Origin of the sequence: Candidatus Leptovillus gracilis, assembly GCA_016716065.1 — a bacterium.
Classification (GTDB): domain Bacteria; phylum Chloroflexota; class Anaerolineae; order Promineifilales; family Promineifilaceae; genus Leptovillus; species Leptovillus gracilis.
The window spans coordinates 363,676-383,624 of the sequence record JADJXA010000004.1 but is presented as its reverse complement, the minus strand read 5'-3'; the positions used below and the strand labels follow the sequence as shown (position 1 = coordinate 383,624).

The 19,949-nt window shown below is 59.4% G+C and carries 17 protein-coding genes and 1 tRNA gene; 10 read left to right on the top strand and 8 right to left on the bottom strand.

Annotation, left to right across the window (positions count from 1 at the left end):
- Positions 1-1,004: 1,004 nt before the first annotated feature.
- From IPM39_14285 to IPM39_14265, 5 genes are all read left to right on the top strand, one after another.
- Entirely contained in the window at positions 1,005-2,273 is a 1,269-nt protein-coding gene (locus tag IPM39_14285; GenBank protein ID MBK8987225.1) for an anaerobic glycerol-3-phosphate dehydrogenase subunit C, read from the top strand.
- 262 nt (positions 2,274-2,535) lie between these two features.
- Positions 2,536-2,817: a hypothetical protein gene (locus tag IPM39_14280; protein ID MBK8987224.1), complete on the top strand. Its 282-nt coding sequence runs from the start codon at positions 2,536-2,538 to the stop codon at positions 2,815-2,817.
- Between the two features lie 7 nt (positions 2,818-2,824).
- On the top strand, positions 2,825-3,394 hold the full coding sequence (locus tag IPM39_14275; protein MBK8987223.1) for an rRNA adenine methyltransferase: 570 nt from the start codon (positions 2,825-2,827) through the stop codon (positions 3,392-3,394).
- Positions 3,395-3,409: 15 nt separating this feature from the next.
- On the top strand, positions 3,410-5,890 hold the full coding sequence (gene ptsP, locus IPM39_14270; GenBank protein MBK8987222.1) for a phosphoenolpyruvate--protein phosphotransferase: 2,481 nt from the start codon (positions 3,410-3,412) through the stop codon (positions 5,888-5,890).
- Positions 5,891-6,221: 331 nt separating this feature from the next.
- Positions 6,222-7,610, top strand: a complete 1,389-nt coding sequence (locus tag IPM39_14265) for a xanthine permease (protein MBK8987221.1) — start codon at positions 6,222-6,224, stop codon at positions 7,608-7,610.
- Positions 7,611-7,675: 65 nt separating this feature from the next.
- Here IPM39_14265 and IPM39_14260 read toward each other — a convergent pair whose 3' ends face one another.
- Complete coding sequence (locus IPM39_14260) at positions 7,676-8,044, bottom strand: hypothetical protein (GenBank protein MBK8987220.1); 369 nt, start codon at positions 8,042-8,044, stop codon at positions 7,676-7,678.
- Between the two features lie 110 nt (positions 8,045-8,154).
- The gene (locus tag IPM39_14255) at positions 8,155-10,395 is read right to left on the bottom strand and encodes an MFS transporter (protein MBK8987219.1); all 2,241 of its coding nucleotides are present in this window, start codon (positions 10,393-10,395) and stop codon (positions 8,155-8,157) included.
- Between the two features lie 212 nt (positions 10,396-10,607).
- Between IPM39_14255 and IPM39_14250 the strand changes: the two genes are divergently transcribed.
- The 3 genes from IPM39_14250 to IPM39_14240 all read left to right on the top strand — a co-directional run bounded on the left by IPM39_14250 (position 10,608) and on the right by IPM39_14240 (position 12,321).
- Positions 10,608-10,814 (top strand): dodecin domain-containing protein, encoded by a 207-nt coding sequence (locus tag IPM39_14250; GenBank protein ID MBK8987218.1) that lies wholly within the window; start codon positions 10,608-10,610, stop codon positions 10,812-10,814.
- Between the two features lie 187 nt (positions 10,815-11,001).
- On the top strand, positions 11,002-11,655 hold the full coding sequence (locus IPM39_14245; protein MBK8987217.1) for a response regulator transcription factor: 654 nt from the start codon (positions 11,002-11,004) through the stop codon (positions 11,653-11,655).
- Between the two features lie 45 nt (positions 11,656-11,700).
- Entirely contained in the window at positions 11,701-12,321 is a 621-nt protein-coding gene (locus tag IPM39_14240) for a protein-L-isoaspartate(D-aspartate) O-methyltransferase (GenBank protein ID MBK8987216.1), read from the top strand.
- A 46-nt stretch (positions 12,322-12,367) separates the two neighbouring features.
- Here the strand turns inward: IPM39_14240 and IPM39_14235 are convergent, their stop codons facing one another.
- The 6 genes from IPM39_14235 to IPM39_14210 form a co-directional block, all read right to left on the bottom strand.
- The gene (locus IPM39_14235) at positions 12,368-13,045 is read right to left on the bottom strand and encodes an HAD family hydrolase (GenBank protein ID MBK8987215.1); all 678 of its coding nucleotides are present in this window, start codon (positions 13,043-13,045) and stop codon (positions 12,368-12,370) included.
- Entirely contained in the window at positions 13,042-13,719 is a 678-nt protein-coding gene (locus IPM39_14230; GenBank protein ID MBK8987214.1) for a hypothetical protein, read from the bottom strand. The genes IPM39_14235 and IPM39_14230 overlap by 4 nt, the downstream gene beginning before the upstream one ends.
- Before the next feature lie 88 nt (positions 13,720-13,807).
- Entirely contained in the window at positions 13,808-14,737 is a 930-nt protein-coding gene (locus tag IPM39_14225) for a carbohydrate kinase family protein (protein MBK8987213.1), read from the bottom strand.
- A gap of 1 nt (position 14,738) precedes the next feature.
- Positions 14,739-15,959 carry a hypothetical protein gene (locus IPM39_14220; GenBank protein ID MBK8987212.1) on the bottom strand — a complete coding sequence of 407 codons (1,221 nt, stop codon included), beginning with the start codon at positions 15,957-15,959 and terminating at the stop codon, positions 14,739-14,741.
- Positions 15,956-17,302: an SPFH domain-containing protein gene (locus tag IPM39_14215; protein ID MBK8987211.1), complete on the bottom strand. Its 1,347-nt coding sequence runs from the start codon at positions 17,300-17,302 to the stop codon at positions 15,956-15,958. Before IPM39_14215 ends, IPM39_14220 begins: the two co-directional genes overlap by 4 nt.
- A complete protein-coding gene (locus tag IPM39_14210) occupies positions 17,299-18,486 on the bottom strand; it encodes a hypothetical protein (GenBank protein ID MBK8987210.1) in 1,188 nt (395 codons plus the stop codon). Before IPM39_14210 ends, IPM39_14215 begins: the two co-directional genes overlap by 4 nt.
- A 442-nt stretch (positions 18,487-18,928) precedes the next feature.
- Between IPM39_14210 and IPM39_14205 the strand changes: the two genes are divergently transcribed.
- A tRNA-Val gene (locus IPM39_14205) sits at positions 18,929-19,002 on the top strand.
- 114 nt (positions 19,003-19,116) lie between these two features.
- Positions 19,117-19,938 carry a 16S rRNA methyltransferase gene (locus IPM39_14200; GenBank protein ID MBK8987209.1) on the top strand — a complete coding sequence of 274 codons (822 nt, stop codon included), beginning with the start codon at positions 19,117-19,119 and terminating at the stop codon, positions 19,936-19,938.
- Positions 19,939-19,949: the final 11 nt, after the last annotated feature.

The window sequence follows — 19,949 nt, the reverse complement described above, 5'->3', positions numbered from 1 at the left end:
CCTTAGCAAGGATATTGGCGTGCCCTACGGCGGCGCGACCAATCCCGGCGACAACCTGCTGCTGCCCTCGCCGGCCGGCGCGGTTCGGCCCACCTACCTGGCGCCCATGGCCCAACTGGCCGGCGATTTAAGCCGCACCGAGCCAATGCTGATCGTCGGTTTCGAGGGGCTGCGCGATTTTTACCCGGAACTCATCGCCGAAAATCTGAGCAAACTCGGCTGCCCGGCGCGCGCCGCCTTCCTGCCGCTGAAGCTCATCACCAACCGGCGCGACAGCAACACCGTGCAGTTGGCCCAGGGGCTGGACAATAAAGAGCAGCGCGCCCTGCTGGGCGCTGCCCTGCGTAGATTGGTCCGCCCCGGCGAACGCATTGGCCTGCCGGCAATTTTGGGCATGGAAGCCCACATGACGCTGCTGGCCGAATTGGAACGGGAAACCAACACGGCCGTTTTTGAAATTCCCACCCTGCCGCCCAGCGTGCCTGGCGTGCGCCTGTTCCAAGCGCTGCGCCGCCACTTGCAAAACCTGGGCGTGCGCATCACCATCGGCCAGGAGATGATGGCGGCGGCTGTGGCCGCCCCCAACGGCGTGCCCGGCGCGGTGCGTTGGGTAGAAAGCGCCACCAGTTCCCGCCCGCTCAAACTGCGCGCCGACAAGTACCTGCTGGCAACCGGCGGCATTTTAGGCGGCGGGTTTAATAGTGATGTGAACGGTCGTGTCTGGGAAACCATCTTCAACCTGCCGCTCACCATCCCCCAGAATCGGGCCGATTGGTTCGAGGCCAGCTTCCTGAGTCCGCAGGGCCACCCGGTGTTCAAAGGCGGCGTCGCCGTCAACCAGAATTTCCAGCCGGCAGCCGCCAATGGGCAGCCACTTTACGCCAACCTTTGGGCGGCCGGCAATTGGCCCACAGCGACGCGATTCAAGAACGCAGCACCGAGGGCACGGCCGTGGCCACCGGCGTGGCGGCCGCCCAGGCGTTGTGCGGCTGAGAGAGACGACTATGCACACACAATCATGGCATTCCGTAGGACCTTCCTTAGACGAATGTATCAAGTGCAACATCTGCACCAGTTACTGCCCGGTATCGGCCGTTACCGACCTATTCCCCGGCCCCAAATACGCCGGGCCACAGGCGCAGCGCTTCCGCGAAATCGGCCAGCCGCAAACTCCCGACCATTCGGTGGATTACTGCTCCGGCTGCCGGGTGTGCAACGAAGTCTGCCCCACCGGCGTTAAAATCGCCGAGCTAAACGCCCGCGCCCGCGCCCAAATCATGGCCGAAGAGGGCATCCCACTGCGCAACCGGCTGCTCGGACGCAACGAAACGTTGGGCAAACTAGGCTCCATCGCCCCCGCGCTGGCAAACTTCGGCATGCACAACCCCCTCAGCCGCATCCTGGCCGAAAAAGTGATGGGCATCGCCCGCGAAGCCCCACTACCCCACTGGTCCACCGAAGGCACGTTCGGCGATTGGATTAAAAAGACCCAATCCATCCGCCTGAAGTCAGACAAAAAAGTGGTCTATTACCACGGCTGCGCCACCATGTATTACGAACCGTACATCGGCAAAGCGGCCGTGGCCGTGTTTGAACACAACGGCTACCAGGTATTGGTCCCACCGCAAAACTGCTGCGGTCTCCCCATGCTGAGCAACGGCGAATTCGACGCCGCCGCTGAATACCACCAAAACAACATCAACAAGCTGCTGGTCTACGCCCAGGCCGGGTTAGACATCGTTGGGACCAGCACAAGCTGCACGCTGACGCTCAAAGAAGAAGCGCCAGAACTGTTGGACATGGATGGCCCCAACGCCAAAGCCATCACCCAGGCCACCTGGGACATCTTCGAGTGGCTGCGCGAACTCCATGACCGGGGCGAATTGAAGACCGATTTCCACGAGATCAACATGGTGCTGCCCTACCATGCGCCCTGCCAATACCGGGCGCACCGCGTGGGCAAACCGGCGATGGATGTGATGGCCCTGATTCCCGGCCTTGATTTGCGCGAAAGCCATGCCCGCTGCTGTGGCATTGCCGGGACATACGGCTACAAGAAAGAAAAGTACCAGATTGCCATGGACGTGGGCGCGGAATTGTTCGATTTTGTCGCTGAACAGGGCGACGACGTGGCGATGACCGCTTGCGATTCAGAAACCTGTCGCTGGCAGTTAGAACATGGTACGGATTTACCCTCGCGCCATCCTATTGAATTTTTGGCGGCGGCTTATGGGTTGTATGACCTGGAAAAGCGGGAGTTGGTGAGCGGCTAGAGAACAAGAATGAATGGTATGGTTCATCGAGCGGAACATTGTCTTTACAAATTTACGTTACATTGTCATGCTGAGCGGAGTCTTCGGAGCGAAGCATCCCCTTTCCACCAGAGGAACGGGATGCTTCGGAGGACCTCAGCATGACACGCCTTCTTGTTGAAGTCGTAGAGTACATTTTGCTTAAATGAACCATGCCGAATTACTTAACTTACATACTGTGGCCGGTCTCCTGATTGTGCCATAGCAGCAGCAAAGGATTTTTATGGCGAATAAGTCGAAGCGCAAACAAAGAGAGCAACAACGTCAGGCCGACGAAAAGATGGACGCTGAAATCCGCCAGGCGATGAGCGAGCCGTGGATTCAGCAGCGCAGTGGTTTAATCCTGATGGCGCTGTTGAGTCTGGGGTTTGCGGTGTTTATGGCCTGGCAGCTTTACCCCACAGAAGGATTAGGACGCTCGCTGTTATGGGGCCTGGGTTCGGCCGCAGCCCTGTGGGTTATCTTCTTGTTGGCGTTTGGTTTTAACAAATTGGTGAGGCGATAGACAGCGCATGACTCCGGCCACGGCCCGCGAATGGGAACGCCTTTGGGCGACTTATGATGAGCCGACATACAGCGAGGTACTCAAGGCGATCCGGCCCGACGATGTGGTGCTGGAGATTGGCGCGGGCGATTTGCGTCTGGCGCGCCGAATGGCGAATATTGCCCGGCAGGTGATTGCCTGGGAGATTCAGGCGGACGTTTTGCAGCGAGCCGGACGCCATTTGCCGGGCAACCTGACGGCGTGGCAGGTGGATGCGCTGCTCGAGAGAGTACCAAACGGCGTGACGACGGCCGTTCTGCTGATGCGTCATTGCCAACATTTTTTGCTCTACGCCAACAGGCTGCACGCGGCCGGCTGCCAACGGCTGATCACCAATGCCCGATGGGGCATGGACATCGAGATCATCAACCTGCAACTGCCGCGCATCTTGTTTGGCACAGCGCCTATGGGTTGGTATGCTTGTTGGTGCGGCGATACCGGCTTCAAAGCAGGGCCACCGGAATATTTAACACCAGAGCTGGAAACGGCCGTCCACGAAGTGATTGATTGTCCGTCGTGCCGCCAGCTTGCCAACTAATCAAATTGAGGCTTCATGGTTAGCATAGTCATCGTATCACACAGCGCTGCTTTGGCCGCGGGCGTCCGCGAACTGGCCCTGCAAATGGTGCAGGGGCAGGTGGCAATTGCCACTGCCGGGGGCATTGACGACCCCGCCCACCCCATCGGCACAGACCCCATCAAAGTGATGGCGGCCATCGAGTCGGTTTATTCTGAGGATGGGGTGGTCGTTTTGATGGATTTGGGCAGCGCGTTGTTGAGTACGGAAACGGCCGTCGAACTCCTCTCACCAGACCAACAGCCGCATATTTATCTCTCCCCGGCCCCCCTGGTGGAGGGCGCCCTGGCCGCCGCCGTGCAGGCTTCCATTGGCGCGTCCGCCAGCCAGGTGATGCAAGAGGCGCAAGACGCGCTGACCGTGAAGCAGCAGCAGTTGAGCCATTTAGATGCGCCGGTGACAACGGCCGTATCCACGTTACCCGACGACGACGCCCAAACCATCACCCTGGTTGTGCCCAATAAGTTGGGGCTGCACGCCCGCCCGGCCGCCCGCTTCGTCGCCACTGCCAACCGCTTCCAGGCCAACCTGCAAATCCGGCGTGGTCAACAAACCGCCAACGCCAAAAGCTTCAATCAGGTGGCAACTCTCGGCGCGCGCCAGGGAGATACGATTGTCGTCGCCGCAGCCGGGCCAGATGCCGCGGCTGCCCTGGCCGCCATTCAGTCCCTGGCCGATGACAATTTTGGCGATACTGGCGCGGAAACCGCCCCGCCGGCCACACCCGTTCTGGCGCCGGTGGCCACCGCCGGCGAATGGGTGGGCATTCCCGCTTCACCGGGCATCGCCATTGGGCCGGTGGTGCAATACCGCCCGCGCCTGCCAGAAGTGACCACGCGAAAAATCGAGGATGCCATCACCGAATGGGCGCGGTTAACAACGGCCGTGCAGACCGCCCGTCAAGAAATCCAGCAGCTTCATAAACAAGCCGTCGTTCAGGTGGGGGCTGGTGAAGCGGCCATTTTTGAAGCCCATCTGCTCTTCTTGGATGACCCGGACGTGCTAGACGCCGCCCAGACGCGCATTAATCGGCAAAAAATCAACGCCGAAGCTGCCTGGCAGCAAACGATCAGCGAGACGGCCGGCCGTTACCGGGCGCTGGAAGATGCGTATATGCAGGCGCGGGCCACCGACGTGGAAGACGTTGGGCAGCGCGTATTGGGGCAGTTGATGGCATTTGAACGGCCGTCATTGAATTTTAAACGACCGTCCATCCTCATCGCCGCCGACCTGACGCCAAGTGATACGGCCATGCTAGACCCCAAGCAAGTTCTGGGCATTTGCACTGAACTGGGCGGCGCGACGGCCCACAGCGCGATTTTGGCCCGCGCTTTGGGCATTCCGGCTATTGTGGGCATCGGCGCGCAGTTGGAAACGTTGTCCGACGGCCAGACGGTGGCCCTGGATGGGCAGCACGGCCGTCTGTGGGTTGAACCGGACGACAAGCAGCTAACTGAATTAGCCAGACAGCGATTCGACTGGCTGACGGCGCAGCGACAAGTGAAAAGCAGCGCCCAACAACGCGCCGTCACCAAAGACAAAAAGTATATTGAGGTGGCGGCCAACATCGGCGGCCCCAACGACGCGGCCATCGCCCTGGAGTATGGCGCGGAAGGCGTGGGCTTGTTCCGCACGGAGTTTCTCTTCATGGGGCGGACAGAAGCGCCAACGGAAGAGGAGCAGTTTGTGGCCTACACACAGGCGGCGGCGGCGCTGGGCGACAAACCGGTTATCATTCGCACCCTGGACGTAGGCGGCGACAAACCCCTACCCTACATAGACCAGGGCAAGGAAGAGAACCCGTTCCTGGGCTGGCGGGGCATACGGTTTTGTTTGGATCAGACGGCCGTCTTTAAACCCCAACTCCGCGCCATCTTACGCGCCAGTTACCGGCACAAGATTAGAATTATGTTCCCGATGGTCGGCGCATTGTCGGAATTGCAGGCCGCCAAAGCGCTGGTGGCCGAAGTAAAGGCCGAACTAAAAGCAGAAAAAGCCCCCTTCGACAAAAACATCCAGGTGGGCATTATGATCGAGGTGCCCTCGGCTGTGGCTATTGCCGACCAACTGGCAAAAGAAGCCGACTTTTTCTCCATCGGAACCAACGACCTGACGCAGTATGTGATGGCCGCCGACCGGGGGAATGCCCGTGTGGCCGGGCTGGCCCAGGCGCTGCAACCGGCCGTGCTGCGCATGATTAAGCTGACGGTGGACGCCGGCCACGCGGCCAACATTTGGGTGGGTATGTGCGGTGAGCTGGCCGGCAACGCCCAGGCGACGCCGCTGTTGATCGGCCTGGGTCTGGACGAACTGTCCATGAGCGCCCCGGCTATCCCGGTCGTCAAAGCGGCCGTCCGCCGCAGCACCGAATTCGACGCCAAACGGCTGGCAGAGAAAGCGCTGCAACTGGAATCGGCCGCAGCGGTAGCCGCGTTTTTGCAAGAGAGCGGCGATTGACGATTGACGAGCGCTGCTCGCCCAAACCAACGGGCAAAAATTTGGGCACATTTGCTTGTTGGTGAATCGTTGGGCCACCCATATAATAGCATCTCAGTGAGTAACAACACTGAGAACCTGGGGCGGTCAAAAGCGGGCCGCGGCGAATACGAAAGCAGTACGCGGGCAGTGAATTGCCCGTTTTTTATGCTTAAAGAGCCGGAAACGGCCGTAACCCAACAATCAAGGACTTTTCGTCATGGACGAAAAGTCCTTTTTTTATGTCTGCGGTCCGCCAGCCAACCCCTTCACAACTCACAACTCACTATTCACAATTCACAAGGAGAGGATCATGGCAAGTTTGACGAAGAAAAAAGAGGTGTTTGGCTACATGCCAGGCGACACGCCGCCCATTGGCTCGATGTTGAGCCTGGGTTTTCAGCAGGTGCTGACGATGTTCCCGGCGACGGTGTTGGTGGCGATTTTGACCAAGTTCGACGTAGGCGTGACACTGTTGGCCGGTGGGTTGGGCACAATCGTCGCCCTGCTGGTGACGCGGCGGCGCATCCCCATGTATTATGGCTCCAGCTTTAGCTATATCACGGTGGTGATTACGGTGATGAGCCAGTTTGTGCCAGAATGTTTTAACGACCCGGCCACAGTATACTGTCCGGAAGGGGTGCAGTTGGTGCAGGTGGGGATTTTGGGCACGGCCGTTTTGGAAATTCTCATCGGTCTGCTGATTATGCGTGTGGGCAAGGCGGCGCTGGACAAAGTGCTGCCGCCGGTCATCACCGGCAGCGTGGCGATTGTGATTGGCATCGCCCTGGCCGGCGCGGCGCTGAACATGGCCGAGGCGCATTGGGGCGTGGCCTTCATCACCCTGATTGCCACCGTGTTGTTTTCGGTCTATTTGCAGGGGCGCGGCCTGCTGGGAATGCTGCCGATTTTGTTGGGCGCGGTGGCTGGCTACGTGGTGGCGACGGCGTTGGGGTTGGTGGACTTTACGGCCGTGGGCGCGGCCCCCTGGCTGCGCGTACCGGCCATCACCCTGCCCGCCTTCACAGACCCACGCGCCTGGGGCGCGGTGGTTAGCATCGCCCTCATCGCCATCGCCACCATCCCGGAAAGCACGGCCCACCTGTACCAGATGAGCCTATACATTGACCAACTGGCAAAGGAACTGGGACGCGCGCCGCTGAAAATTAAGAACCTCATCGGCCTGAATCTGGTGGCCGACGGCTGCGACGACCTGGTGGTGGGCATGTTGGGCGGCTGCGCCGGGACCAATTACGGCGAGAACAACAGCCTGATGGCGATTACGCGCAATTATTCGGTGCCGGTGCTGATGGTGGCGGCCGGCATTGCCATTGTGCTGGGTTTTGTGGGCAAGCTGGCGGCGGTGGTGAATACATTGCCAACGGCCGTTACCGGCGGCCTGTCCATCTACCTCTTCGGCGTCATTGGGATGCAGGGCGTGGCCCTCATCCAATCGGAAAAGGTAAATCTGTTCGAGCCGCGCCAGTTAGCGGTGGGGGCCATCATCCTTATCACCGGCATTGGCGGCAACCTGGCGCTGCCGAATGGCATCTTCCCGTTCAACGTGCCGGTGCTGTTCCCCAACGGCATCCCGGCCATTGTGTTCGCCGCGCTGATCGGCATCTTGCTGAATCTGGTCTTCCTGGTGCTGCCGCCAGCGCGCTTTGGCGTGAAGGAACGGGACAACATCAACGAAGCATAGAGACATTTATGGCAAACGCAGCGGGCGCGGAACTTCTCTGGAGAAACTCCGCACCCGCTGCACCCTCAACCCATCAACAATTGCAGAAGGGACCAGGCTACCACGCAAGCCAGAAGCGCCAGAACAATCAGGGCCAGATCGAATTTGATCAGCGAGGGTTTGGGGGCAGACGGCCGTACTTCTGGCAACGGCCGTTCTGGTTGGCGCTCTGACTGGACGGCTGGCGCAAGCGGCGGCGGCCAATCTGGTATGGGCGGCGTGGGATGGTCGGCTTGACTGGAGCGCCGCTCATTGCTGATGACAGCCCAACACTCACGGCAATATCTGGGCGGACTGCGCCGTTTGTAACTTGCCGCGCGCTGTCTCTCGTAGCTGTAGAAGAACGGCCGTCCACAACGCGCACAATCTATTGTTTCATCGTTTCTGAACGTCATGACCCCACCTCCGCATAAGACCAACAGACAAAACAACCAAACGAGATGATCACATTATAAACGAAAGCAGGCGTGGACGGTTTTCAATTTCAAGGCATGAATCTGGGCAACTATGGCACAGTCGAATAGGTTAAAACGTGCAGCGCCAGCAGCGCGTATTCTGGCCGGGTGTCGCCAAACTCAGCCAGACGGGCGGCGCATTCGGCCAAAATGGTTTGTTGTGGTTCGGCCAACCCCCTGGCCGCCAAATCGGCCAGGAAACGGCCCAGCAGGGCAAAGCCTTGTGCCAGATCGCCCAGGCTGAGGGCCAGCGCGCAGTCGGTAAGATAGGTGGTGTGGGGAGTAACGGCCGTATTCCCCTCCCCCTCCCACCTCCTCGCCAACACCGTCACCGTCTGCGACAACAGAGTGCCCGGTTCCACTTTCACCTGCCGCGCCAACTGGACAAAATGATACTCCTCGCCCATCAGCCGGGCCAAAGCCAGAGCCAACTCCCGGCGCAGCATCTCATCCGTCTCCTGATACAGCAGCCGCGTCAGCAGCGGCGCCGCCTCGGCCGCCTGCAGCTGCCCCAGCGCCGACGCATAAGCGATACGCAGCCCATGGTCATGCTCTGCCGCCAGACGCGCCAGCAACATCGGGATCACCGAAGCGTCGCCCAGCGTGCCCAACGAGCGGGCGCTGTGGGCGCGAATCGAACGATAGTCAGAATCCAGCGCCAGCAGCAGCGGTTCCCGCGCCCGCTCATCGTGCATTCGGCCTAAGGCCCAGGCGGCCATCACTGCCAATGCCGGATCGGCGCTGCGCAGCACGGCCGTCAGTGCCGCAACGAGCTGTTCGTCTGGCCGGGTACGACCAATCGCCACAATCGCCTCAAAACGCACGTAGAAACGAGGATCAGCCAGCGACTCCAGCAGCTCCTCCGTGGTGAGCAGGCTTTTCGCCTGCCCCAACCGCTCCGTCATACGCACCGTCGCCTCTTCATCCTTCGCCATGTGGTAGCGGATCATAGACTCAACAGCCATAAACGGATTACCGCGCAGCAAAAAACCGGCAAACGTGCCCATACTCACCGTGCTGTCGGCCTGCACCCCCCGGAAAAACAACAGGCTTGCCAGCGGCAAAGTCAGGCCCAGGACAAACAACAATGTGTACGGGTTCAGATCAACGATAAGAAATTGGCCTGATACGTCCTGAGAAAAGTCCAACAGCCAACCGCCAATAAGCTGGCTCAGGCCGCCGACCACGCCCACCCAGGCATAATACAGCGCCATGTAGTCGCTTTTTTTAGCCGGGGGCACAATGCTGACAAACAGCAGCCGCGCCGAGCCTATGGCCCAGCCCATATTGGCGACGCCCTGAAAAACGGCAATCGCCAGAGCAATATGCAGACTAAACGGGCTGTTATGGGGCATGAGCAGCCAGAAAACCGGCAAAAAGACGCGCATCAGCACCCCAGACAACATCACCGGCGTGCTGCCGTAGCGGTCGGCCGCCCAGCCCCAGGCGTATACCGAAACCAGTGTACCCAGCAGCGTGCCGTTTTGCAGCAGAATCACCTGTCCATCGGTCAGCCCCACCTGTTCGCGCATAAACAGGGGCAAAAACGAAGTCATCGGCGTGGTTGCCAGGGTCATCAGAGCAATTGCCAGCAGATAGTTGCGAAAGCTGCGATCGGTGATGGCATCGCGCAGGTCGCGGTGGCTTTGCTGCCCGGCGCCGCGGATCGGCGCGCCGCCGGGGATGAAGGAATAAGCCCACACAGACAGGAAAGCGGCCAGCACGCCGGCGCCCATCAGCAGCATGAAGCCGGTCAGATCGGCCGAACGTTCTATGACCAACCCGGCCGTAACCACCGCCAAAATGCCCACAATGGTGGTAAACAGGTTATCCAAAGCGGAGAATTTGCCGCGCACATGGTTGGGCACATATTCCTGCGTCCAGGGATATTTGCCTGTCTCGCCGATGGCGCGGCAGAGGGCAAACCCGGCCACAATCAGACCGACATAGACGACGGTGACTGCTTCACCGAAGGTTGCTAACACGCCAGGCGTCAACAGCAAAAAAGCGGTGATGACAGTACGCAGCGACCAAAAGGTGAGGAAGGTGCGTTTGTAGCCAAAGCGGGCGACGGCCGGCGCAACAACAAGGGCGATGAGTCCGGCAAAAGGGAAGAAGGAGAGCAGCACGCCAATTTCCCCTTTGCCCAAACCCAGCGCGTCTAAGAAGAGGATGAAGACAGAGCCAAAATAGGTGAATTGGACAAAAATGGAGTTAGCAGAATCCCCAAAGATGCTCCAGCGCAGGCCGCGCATCTTTTCCAGGGTAGTCGGTTCGGCGGGGGTAGTCATGTGGATGTCTTTTCCTGTGCGCTTGCACCGTATAAACTATAACACAAATTAGACTGAGCAGAACGGGGAGTGGACCAGGTATCGAACACTGCTACTAGACAACGCCGCTATTTCCTGATAGCCTGATAACAGTTTTCCACTTTATTTACCAGAGTTGCTCACCGCCATTTACATGCCAGCCATGCGCCGCCAATTGAAGGAGGTTTTTTGCAATGAGTGTGTACAAGATTATCGAGTTGGTAGGAACCAGCCCCAATTCCTGGGAAGAGGCCGCCAAAAGCGTGGTGGACCGGGCCAATCAAAGCCTGCGTGATCTGCGCGTTGCCGAGGTGGTGAAACTGGACATGCGGCTGGAGGAAGGTCAGGTGGTTGAATATCGGGCGCGGGTTGCCCTGTCCTTCAAGTTTGAAAACGAGTAACCGTTTCTGAATCTTACACAGGTCCCCGGCATATCCTAAAAAATGCCGGGGACTGGAGCCGCGGATTTGTTTGCTTCCCTACCCCTTCGCCATTGTGTATAATACGAATACCCACTACAACAATAACCAGCCTGGAATTAGCACAGTGGCTTGCCAGTACCAGGCCGCTGTTTGAGGATTGCCAAAGATGTCGGACCAGACCCTATCGTCTCATCAACCGCAGCGATTACGTGTTTTGGTCGCCGATGATGTCACCGAAACCCGTCGCAGCACGCGCCTGATGTTGACGCTGATCCCTAACGTTGAGATTGTGGCGATTGCCAAAAACGGCCGTGAAGCCGTGGAATTAGCCCGCCAACACAAACCAGACATGGCCCTTATGGACGTCAACATGCCGCACATGAACGGCCTGCGGGCCATCGAGGTGATGCTGGCCGAACGGCCGGAAATGGCCTGTATTGTCATTTCGGCCGAACGCGACCCGGAAACGTTGTTGGAGGCCATGGCCGTCGGCGCGCGCGGCTACCTGACCAAGCCGTTTACCTCTGACCAACTGATCGAAACGGTGGGCCGGATCAGCCGGGGCATTCTTGCCAACCGCAGCCGCGCTGACCAATCGGCCACCATGCGCCGTCAGCGGGATATTTACCTGGTGGAACTGGCGAATGAATATGTCAAACAGCGCCGCACAGATGACAAGGCGCTGTTGGTTTACGAGGAATTGGCTGCCCGCCCCGATTGCGAACTGCAATGGCTGATGTCGCTGGCGATGATCTACGTTTTACGCAAAGAGTGGGGCAAACTTAAAGAGCTTGCCGCGCGTTTGGAAACCCACGCCTAGCAGGAAGCAGTGACAGAACAAATTTTTGCCGCCGAGCGGGCGGCGATGGTCGAGGAACAGCTTCGGCAGCGGGGAATTGGGGATACGGCCGTACTGCAAGCCATGAACACCGTCCCCCGCGAGTTGTTTGTGCCCAAAAATTACCATCTCCACGCCTATCAAGATGGCCCCCTGCCGTTACCTCACAAGCAAACCATCTCACAGCCTTATGTTGTCGCTTACATGATCTGCCTGCTGCGCCTGGAGCCAGGCGATGTGGTGTTGGAAGTGGGGGCCGGTTCTGGCTACGCCGCGGCCGTACTCAGCCGCCTGGCCCGTGTGGTCTACACCATCGAACGCCACGCCGAACTGGTGGCCTACGCCCGAAAACGGCTGGCCCATTTGGGTTACGACAACGTCCATGTCATTCATGGCGATGGCTCGCAGGGCTACCCAGAGCAGGCGCCGTTTGAAGCCATCGTCGTGGCTGCCGGGGGTCCGGCTGTGCCCGACTCATTGAAGCAGCAGCTTGCCATCGGCGGGCGGCTGGTGATGCCGGTGGGGGCAGACCGGCGGCAGCAGCAGCTTATTCGGGTGACGCGGGTGGATACGGCCGTGTTTCAGGAAGAGCGCAAGGGTTCAGTGGCCTTTGTGCCGCTGATTGGCTCCGAGGGATGGGGGGATTGACGATTCACGATTGACGATTGGTCCTGAGCTTGTCGAAGGATTTGGGCTAAAGCTTCATTAACCAGGGAGTCGCGTCAGCGGTGGAGGGGAAGATGACGTGTGCGCCAGCGCGAGACAGTTCGCCCCGTTCACCAAAACCACATAAGACAGCCGCACTCCACGCCCCGGCGCGCCGCGCCGCCAATACATCGGCCGTTGTATCTCCCACCATCAGGCAGTTGGTCACCGGCACGCCCAGCCGGGCAGCCGCCAGGTAAACAGGCTCTGGATGGGGCTTCAGGCGGCGGGTGTCTTGCAAGCCACAGGTGGTGGTGAAGACGTCTGCCAATTGGGGGAAACGCAGCAAGAACTGGTCTATGTGGTAACGGCTGCGGGTTGTTACCAGGGCCAACGGATAGCGCTGCGCCAGCGCCAGCAGCATCTCGTCCACCCCATCAATCAGCACAAATTCTGGCGCGGGGTAGACGCCGCGCCGCCGCCGCAGCCGGTCGGTAAAGCCCATCAGGGGCAGGTCCAGGTGCAGCCAATCCAGCAGGGTGATGAGGGCGTTGCCGGGTGTTTCCGCTTTCATCATCAGCCAGCGGGCGATGTGGGGGGCGCGGTGGGCGAATAACGGCCGTAACCAGCGCTCCACCTGGGCTACCGCCAGGTCATCGGTCTCAATCAACGTGCCATCCAGATCAAACAGCACAGCCTGAATCTGGTTAAAGGGGACAATAATCATAAAAAGGGCCAGAAGTAGAGGAGAAAAATGGCAGCGGCGGTGATCGTCAGGTTATCAATACCTTTGATGGATACCGCTTCAATGAGCGTGGTACAAAAGGTGATGACCAGGGCGGGCAAAAAGGCCACCGCCGCGGTGATGGCGGGCGGTCCCGGCATCACCCAGAGGGCCAGCCAGGTAAACAGCAGCCCAAAGACAAAAAAGCCGGCCGAGCCTTCTACGGTACGCATGTGGGAAGCGACAAAATAAGCGCGACGGCCGTAAGCCTTGCCCACCACCGGCGCCAACCCATCGCCCCAGGTCAGCGGCATCAGCGCCGCCACCATCAAGGGGGGCTGCTGCCAAAACGCCAACACGCCCGCGGCCGCCGCCAGCGGGAAATAAATGGTGCCTTTGTTCGATTTGTCCGTACTGGCCATGGCCGGGACCAATTCATACTTGTAATCCAGGTACAGCAGAAAGGCGAATACCAGGCACATGCCAATAAACGGCCAGGGCGAGGTGAACAGGTACACCAGCACCCAGGTCATCATACCCACCCCGATGTGGATGATTTTGCGCGTAAAGCCGCTGCTGTAACCGCGCCACCAGCGCAGCAGTTCTGCCAGACCAATGATGCTAAAAATGTAGAGTGAGCAGACAATGACGCCCAGTAAGTTGTTGTTTAGCAGCATGTTTGCGTATGTGTTCTCCCTGGTGATTGGTTTGGCAGTTTGTTGGCTAATTGGCTAACATACTAAACAACCAACCAACCACTCCCCCTTAAACAATCAAATGGTCGTACAACATGTCCAGGCTCAGATCGCGCACGACAGTGTCGTTGGTTTGCACGGTCAGGCTGGCGGCGGCGGCTCCCAGGCGAATGGCTTCGATGGTCGGCAGGTCGTTTAACATGCCAAACATGATGGCCGCGGTAACAGCATCGCCGGTTCCGGTGTTGTCTACGATGTGGGCATAGCTGGCCGGCAGATAGCCCACCTCGTCGGACGTGGCGTAGCTGAGGCCGTAGTTCGCCAGGGTAAGCACGGCCGTTCGCACCCCAGCCTGAACCAACATACGGGCCAGGTCGAGGCTGGTGTCTGAATCGTGCCCGGTTACATCAATTTGCAGCAATTCGGCCGCTTCCATCTGGTTGGGGACAACAAGGTGCAGATGGGAGAGAAACGGCCGTAACTTATACGCCAGCCGCGCCGACGACGGGTCCGCGCACAGCGGCACGCCATACTGCGCCGCCAACCGGTCCACTGTGTTCATCGCGTCCGGCGTCAGGCTGCCATCCATCATAATCAACGAGGCGTCGCGAAACAACCGCCGCAAACGATGCAGGTAGCCAGGGGTGATGGTTTGCATCACGCTCACGTCATCCAGGGCCACAGAGAGCGAGCCATCGTCTTCCAATACAGCCAGATAGGCGCCCGTGTGGTAGTCTGCCTCCTGCAAGACATGGCTCACATCCACCCCGGCATCGGCCGTCTGCGCCAGCAGTTGGTCGCCAATCACATCCCGACCAACGGCCGAAATCAGAATCACATCTGCGCCCAACCGCCCCAGGTTTTCCGCCACGTTACGCGCCGTGCCGCCGCGCGTAATGCGCACGTCGGCCGGATTAGACGTGCCCGGCTGCAACCCGGCCAGCGGTTTGCCTTTGGTATCCAACAACGTCGCCCCGATGACCAAAATGTGTTCGCCCATATTATTTCTCCCTTGAAACCCACTGCGGCCCTTTTAGTCCCACCCAAATGCCGATAACAATACCAATAATATCGTCAGCGTACAATGGGCGCTCCTGATCTGGCGACAATTTGACGCTGCCTTTGCCATGATCGGCCCCCTGCGCCCGCGCAATCTGGTTTGGCGGTGGCGGATGCTCAATTTTGCCCAGGAAGATGGGCGAGGGGTAGCGCGTGGCCATGGGCGGCTGCTCTGGCTGCACCGGCACAATGCCCGCGCCGGCCGCATCATCCACAATCACCAGGTCGCCGGGGCGAATGGGATAATTGTCGAAGCGCCGGTCTACCAGGATGCGCGTTTCGGCGGAAATATCGGGAAAAAGGGTCTGCACCTGCGGCCAATCGGCCGGGTCGGGTTTCATCCAAATGAGGTGATCGTTCAGGTTTTGGTGGTCGGGGATAGGCACAGGGGCGGCGGGGGATGGCGCGCTGCCTGGTTCCCGGTGAACGGCCGTTTCCGGCGACAATTTGATGATGGGCAAGCCGGCCGTGGCCCGGACAGTGGTTGGGGGAGTGGGCGGTGGGGCAGACGGCCGTATCTCCAGCGACGGCGCGATAACCGGCGTGGGCGCTTCGCCATCGGTCTGGGGTTGGACCGAGGGCGGGGCCGATGCGGCCGGCGCGTCGCCAGTTGTTTCCTCATGGACATCCCCTCGCATTTGCCGCAGCACCGCCTGACGCCCGGCGGCCAACTGCGCCCGCAGGGCGCGCCAAAACGGCCCATGCTGGCTGGTCACATCATCCACCGGAAACTGCGCCAGGCGTTTTTCCGTCTTGCCATAATAAGTCAGCGCCAGCTCAAAATGATACGCGCCCTGCTGCGCCACAGCCTGGGCAAAATAAGCCAGACAAACGGCCGCCGCCCGATTGGCAAAATCCCAATAACGGCGCGCCTCGGCAAAATAGGGCAGCGCGCCCAAAAACTGCCCGGCGTACAGATAGATCAGGCCATTATAAAATTCGCTCAACCCCATCTGATCATAATCGCCAATAGCGCGGGAAACGCGCTGCGACTGCTCCAGCGCCGCCACCGCCCCCACCCCCAATCCGCTAAAACGAAAGCGATACTTAAATTCTTTCAGCGTCAAAATATCCACCAGCGGTGGGTCGGGATACAACATCTCCAGCAGCGTCTCCAGATCATCGGCGGAGGGGAGCGTTATGGCCGGGGAGTGGGATGTCATGGCGCTTGTTGGCCCTCTTGGCGCTGCTCAGGCAAACGCCCGGTGCGCAGCTGCCGCTGCCAGTCCACCAACTGCGGCATCAGGCTGGCCGGCAGCGCCTGAAACTGCTGCGATTGGCGCGCCATTTTTTCCAACGCTTCGATCATGCGCAGGGCCACCACTTCCCGCATCGTGCCCACGCCGCCGGCGCGTCGGGCATTATCCAGCCCTTCCAGGATGGCCTGAATCATTAGCAGTTCCGCCTCGGCGCGGGCGATTTCTGTCTCCGACAAAGCGTTGGCCTGCCCATCGGCCAGCATGAGTTGGGCGTCTGTTTCCAGGTCGGCTTTCCAGCGCTCAAAGTATTGCTGGTGAGCTTCTGGTGGCGCTTCCAGGCGGCCAATGTGGGCGCTGAGCAGATCAACGCCGATGTCCTCCAGTGCTATGCGCAGCAGGCGCTCCAATTCCTGGCTTAACGTCAGGTATGGTTCGCGCCGCCCCTGGGGATGAAGCAGTTCATCCAACGGATATTTGGCGACGATGCCGGCCAGGAGGCCGCGCGCCATGTTGCCCGGCGCATCTTGCCAGGTGAAGCTGTGTTCGACGTCGCGGTTGATCTCGGCATAGGCGGCCAGACGGACGGCTTCCGGGTTGTAGGGGAAAGGATTTTCACGGGTGGGCAGAAGGCCACCAGTGTCAATGCGAAAGACGAGGATTACGTCGGCAGTCATGTCTATGCCATCGCGGGTAACAAGCGGCGTTTCGCTAAGATGCCGTTCCTGGGTGCGTAAATCCAGAAGGGCATGGATGTATTCAAAACGGCCGATTTTCTGTTTGCCGGAGGGGATAAGACGATGGAAACGGCCGTTCACCTCAGTCACCCCCACTTCCCCGGCCGGAATTTGCACCAGGCCCGGCCCACCCACCCGCAGCAGCTCCGAACTCTGGCGCAGTTTTGCCAACGTATTAGCAGACACAGCCACGGCCGGCTCCTGCGCCGCTTCGCCCACCAGGCGGCTTAAAAAGCGCCGCGCTGTGGCGCTGTCTGGCAAATCATACAACACCCGCAGCAGGCTGGCCGCCGCCAGGTACGCCAACACCCAACCGGTGAACACCGGGATAAAATGACGCAGCACCCGCGGATGGAAAAATTCAGCCAGCACCACAAAAGGCATCGGCAAAGGCGGCAAACCAGGCAGCCAGGTTTGCCAGCGCGTGTTCAACGACGCCGTCAGGTCCAGCCGTTCCAGATAATGGGCGGCCACCCAATAAAGCAGCATAGCAACGACCAAAATAGCCAGAAACGCGGCGCGCGAGACCGGCAGCGAATTATAAGGAGCCGGGGCCGTCTGGCGGCGTCTCATGGCGACTCCTCTTGCGCTTCCATCCAGGTGAGCATTTCCCGCGAGCTGTCCACAATGCTGGTTAACACCGGCTGGGGAATAAGGGCCTGGGTAGACACATCGGCCACCGCCTCTTCAAACGCTTCGATCATACGCAGGGTAATCACTTCGGTCAGGTTTACGTCGTCGCTGCGCCGCATGGAGAGGATGCTTTGGGTAATGTTGTCTATGATTTCAATCTGCGCCCGCGCCCGCGCCTGTTTGAGACGGCGTTCCACTTCAGCGTCGCCGGCCGCCCGCTTGATCGAAATGTCGCGCTGCCAGCGGACCTGCCATTGTTTGATGCGCTGCCCGGCCACCTCTGGCGGCAAGATCAGTTTGCTGGTCCCCACATTCAAAATCTCTATCCCGGCCAGCCCGTCGTTTTGTTCCAGGTTGCGCTGCACGCGCTGCCGGATTTCGTTCAGGGGGCCAAAGCCATTGGCGTCTACCTGGTAAAATTCATCCAGTGCGTATTGGGCAATTTCCATGACCAACATGGCGGCGGCGCGGGGGACAACCTGGCTCGACCAGCGGCGCAGCGTATCGGTGGGGTCCACGCTGCTGGCATAACTCACCTGAAAAAGTGCATCTGAATCATAGGGATAAACGAGATTATCTGGACTCAGGTCTGGCTCTTGCTGCCAGATGCGGAAGAGGACAAATACGTCTAGTTCCACCGGAATGCCGTCGCGGGTATTGGCCTTCACGCGCTGGGAGCGGGTATGGCGGCGCAGGTCTATGACCTGGGAGACAGATTCGCCTTTGTAGAGGACGACAAAACCGGGACCGGCCGGCCGCGCATAACTGGAACCTTTGACCAGGGCAAACGCCTGATGGCTGCGACCAATGCCGCTGCGCAGGGTGACGAAGCTGGGAGGGAGATGGGCCAAATGGGGGGGCACGGCCGTTTTTGCCGTGCGGCGGGCCTGGGCCGTGTTGGCCGCCGGGCGGCGCGGTGGGGTGAGATAGTTGCGCCACAGCAGGCGCAGTCCCTCGGCCCAACCTTCGCTGCCGGGGATGGGCAGGACAAAAATGGCATAATAGAGCATCCCCAAAAGGAAGGTGACGAATACGGCCGTTGCCCACCAAAACGCGCCATACTGCCGGAACCGGTAGCCAGTGGCATCCGCCAGCAGATAACCAACGGCGCCGGCCAACATCATGGCAATTATCAGACCGGCAACGCCAAATTCAACTCGTTGTTTAGTCGGGGTTCCCTGCCCTTTGCTCAATGCCGCACCGTCCTGGTGAATGTGTGCCTTTGGTCGTGGCAACTATACCATAACTTACCCAACTTGGGGATAAGAGCGCGGAACAAGAAATTTCAGCAATTCCCAATTTGCTCTGATGGTATAGTAGGGGCGGGACGGCGCAGACAGATAACAGCCGCAGCAAACGGCATTTTCCCGCGCCGTCTCGCCCAATAGGACCCAAAGAGGGGCGCGACAGGCGGGAGGCAAGGCATTGGTGATTGGCGAAAATGTTGCACCGCCTGTCCCGCCCCTACGGCTGGATTTTAAATTGAGAATTGCTGAAGAAATTTTCTCAGCCGTTGACGCTTCGCGGAAGCCTGTTATAATTTTGTCCTGCTTATAAACGGCAGTCGGGCGGTTAGCTCAGTTGGTTAGAGCGCTACGTTGACATCGTAGAGGTCACAAGTTCGAGTCTTGTATCGCCCATGTTTGATGACGGCCACGGCCGTCATTTTTGTTTTAAACTGCACCTTGCTGGCCATAGAAACAGGAGAACAGAGTGATTTAGCTGCTAATCTCCGCGCCCGCCCTGGTAAATCGTTGCGAATCCCTTTAGCGATGGACACATTGGATGAATTGGTAACGGCCGTTCTCGCCACCAGCAAATACCACGCCCTCAGCCCTGACCTGGTGCGCCGCGTTGGGGCTGAGGAATTGGGCAAACGGCCGCGCCAGAAAGAAGCCCTTAAAGCAACCAAAAACAAACTCCACCAAATTGGCGGGGCGTATCTGGATGCAAAGATTGATTACGGCAAAGCATTGGCCCGCCTGACAGAAGCCCAACACAGCGGCGCAGCGGCGCAAAAAGAAACACTGGCCGAGGTGATGCGGCTGCACACGTCTACACAAGAGCGGCTGCCGCTGTTGGATACATTTTACACCACCACCCTGGCCGGACTGCCGCCCATCGGCAGCGTGTTGGACCTGGCCTGCGGCTTGAATCCGCTGGCCTGGCCCTGGATGCCCTTTGGCCCAAACACAACGTATCTGGCAGTGGACATTTACACCGACATGATGGCTTTTTTGGGCGATTGGCTGGCCCTGATGGGCATTCGTGGCGCGGCGCAGGTGGCCGACGCGGCGGGACCGGTCTCTTTTGCGGCGGTGGACCTGGTTTTGTTGCTGAAGACGCTGCCGGTGCTGGCGCAGGTAGACAAAACGGCCGTGCCCCGCCTGCTAGATTCTTTACAAGCCCAATACCTGCTAATCAGCTTCCCGGCTAAAAGCCTGGGTGGACGCAACAAGGGCATGGTGGAAAATTACGAGGCGCAGTTTGCCGCCTGGCGTGCCGGGCGAAACTGGCAGGTGCGGCGCTTTGAATTTGTGAACGAATTAGCCTTTTTGGTGGAGAAGAATGTTTAATACAAAGGAAC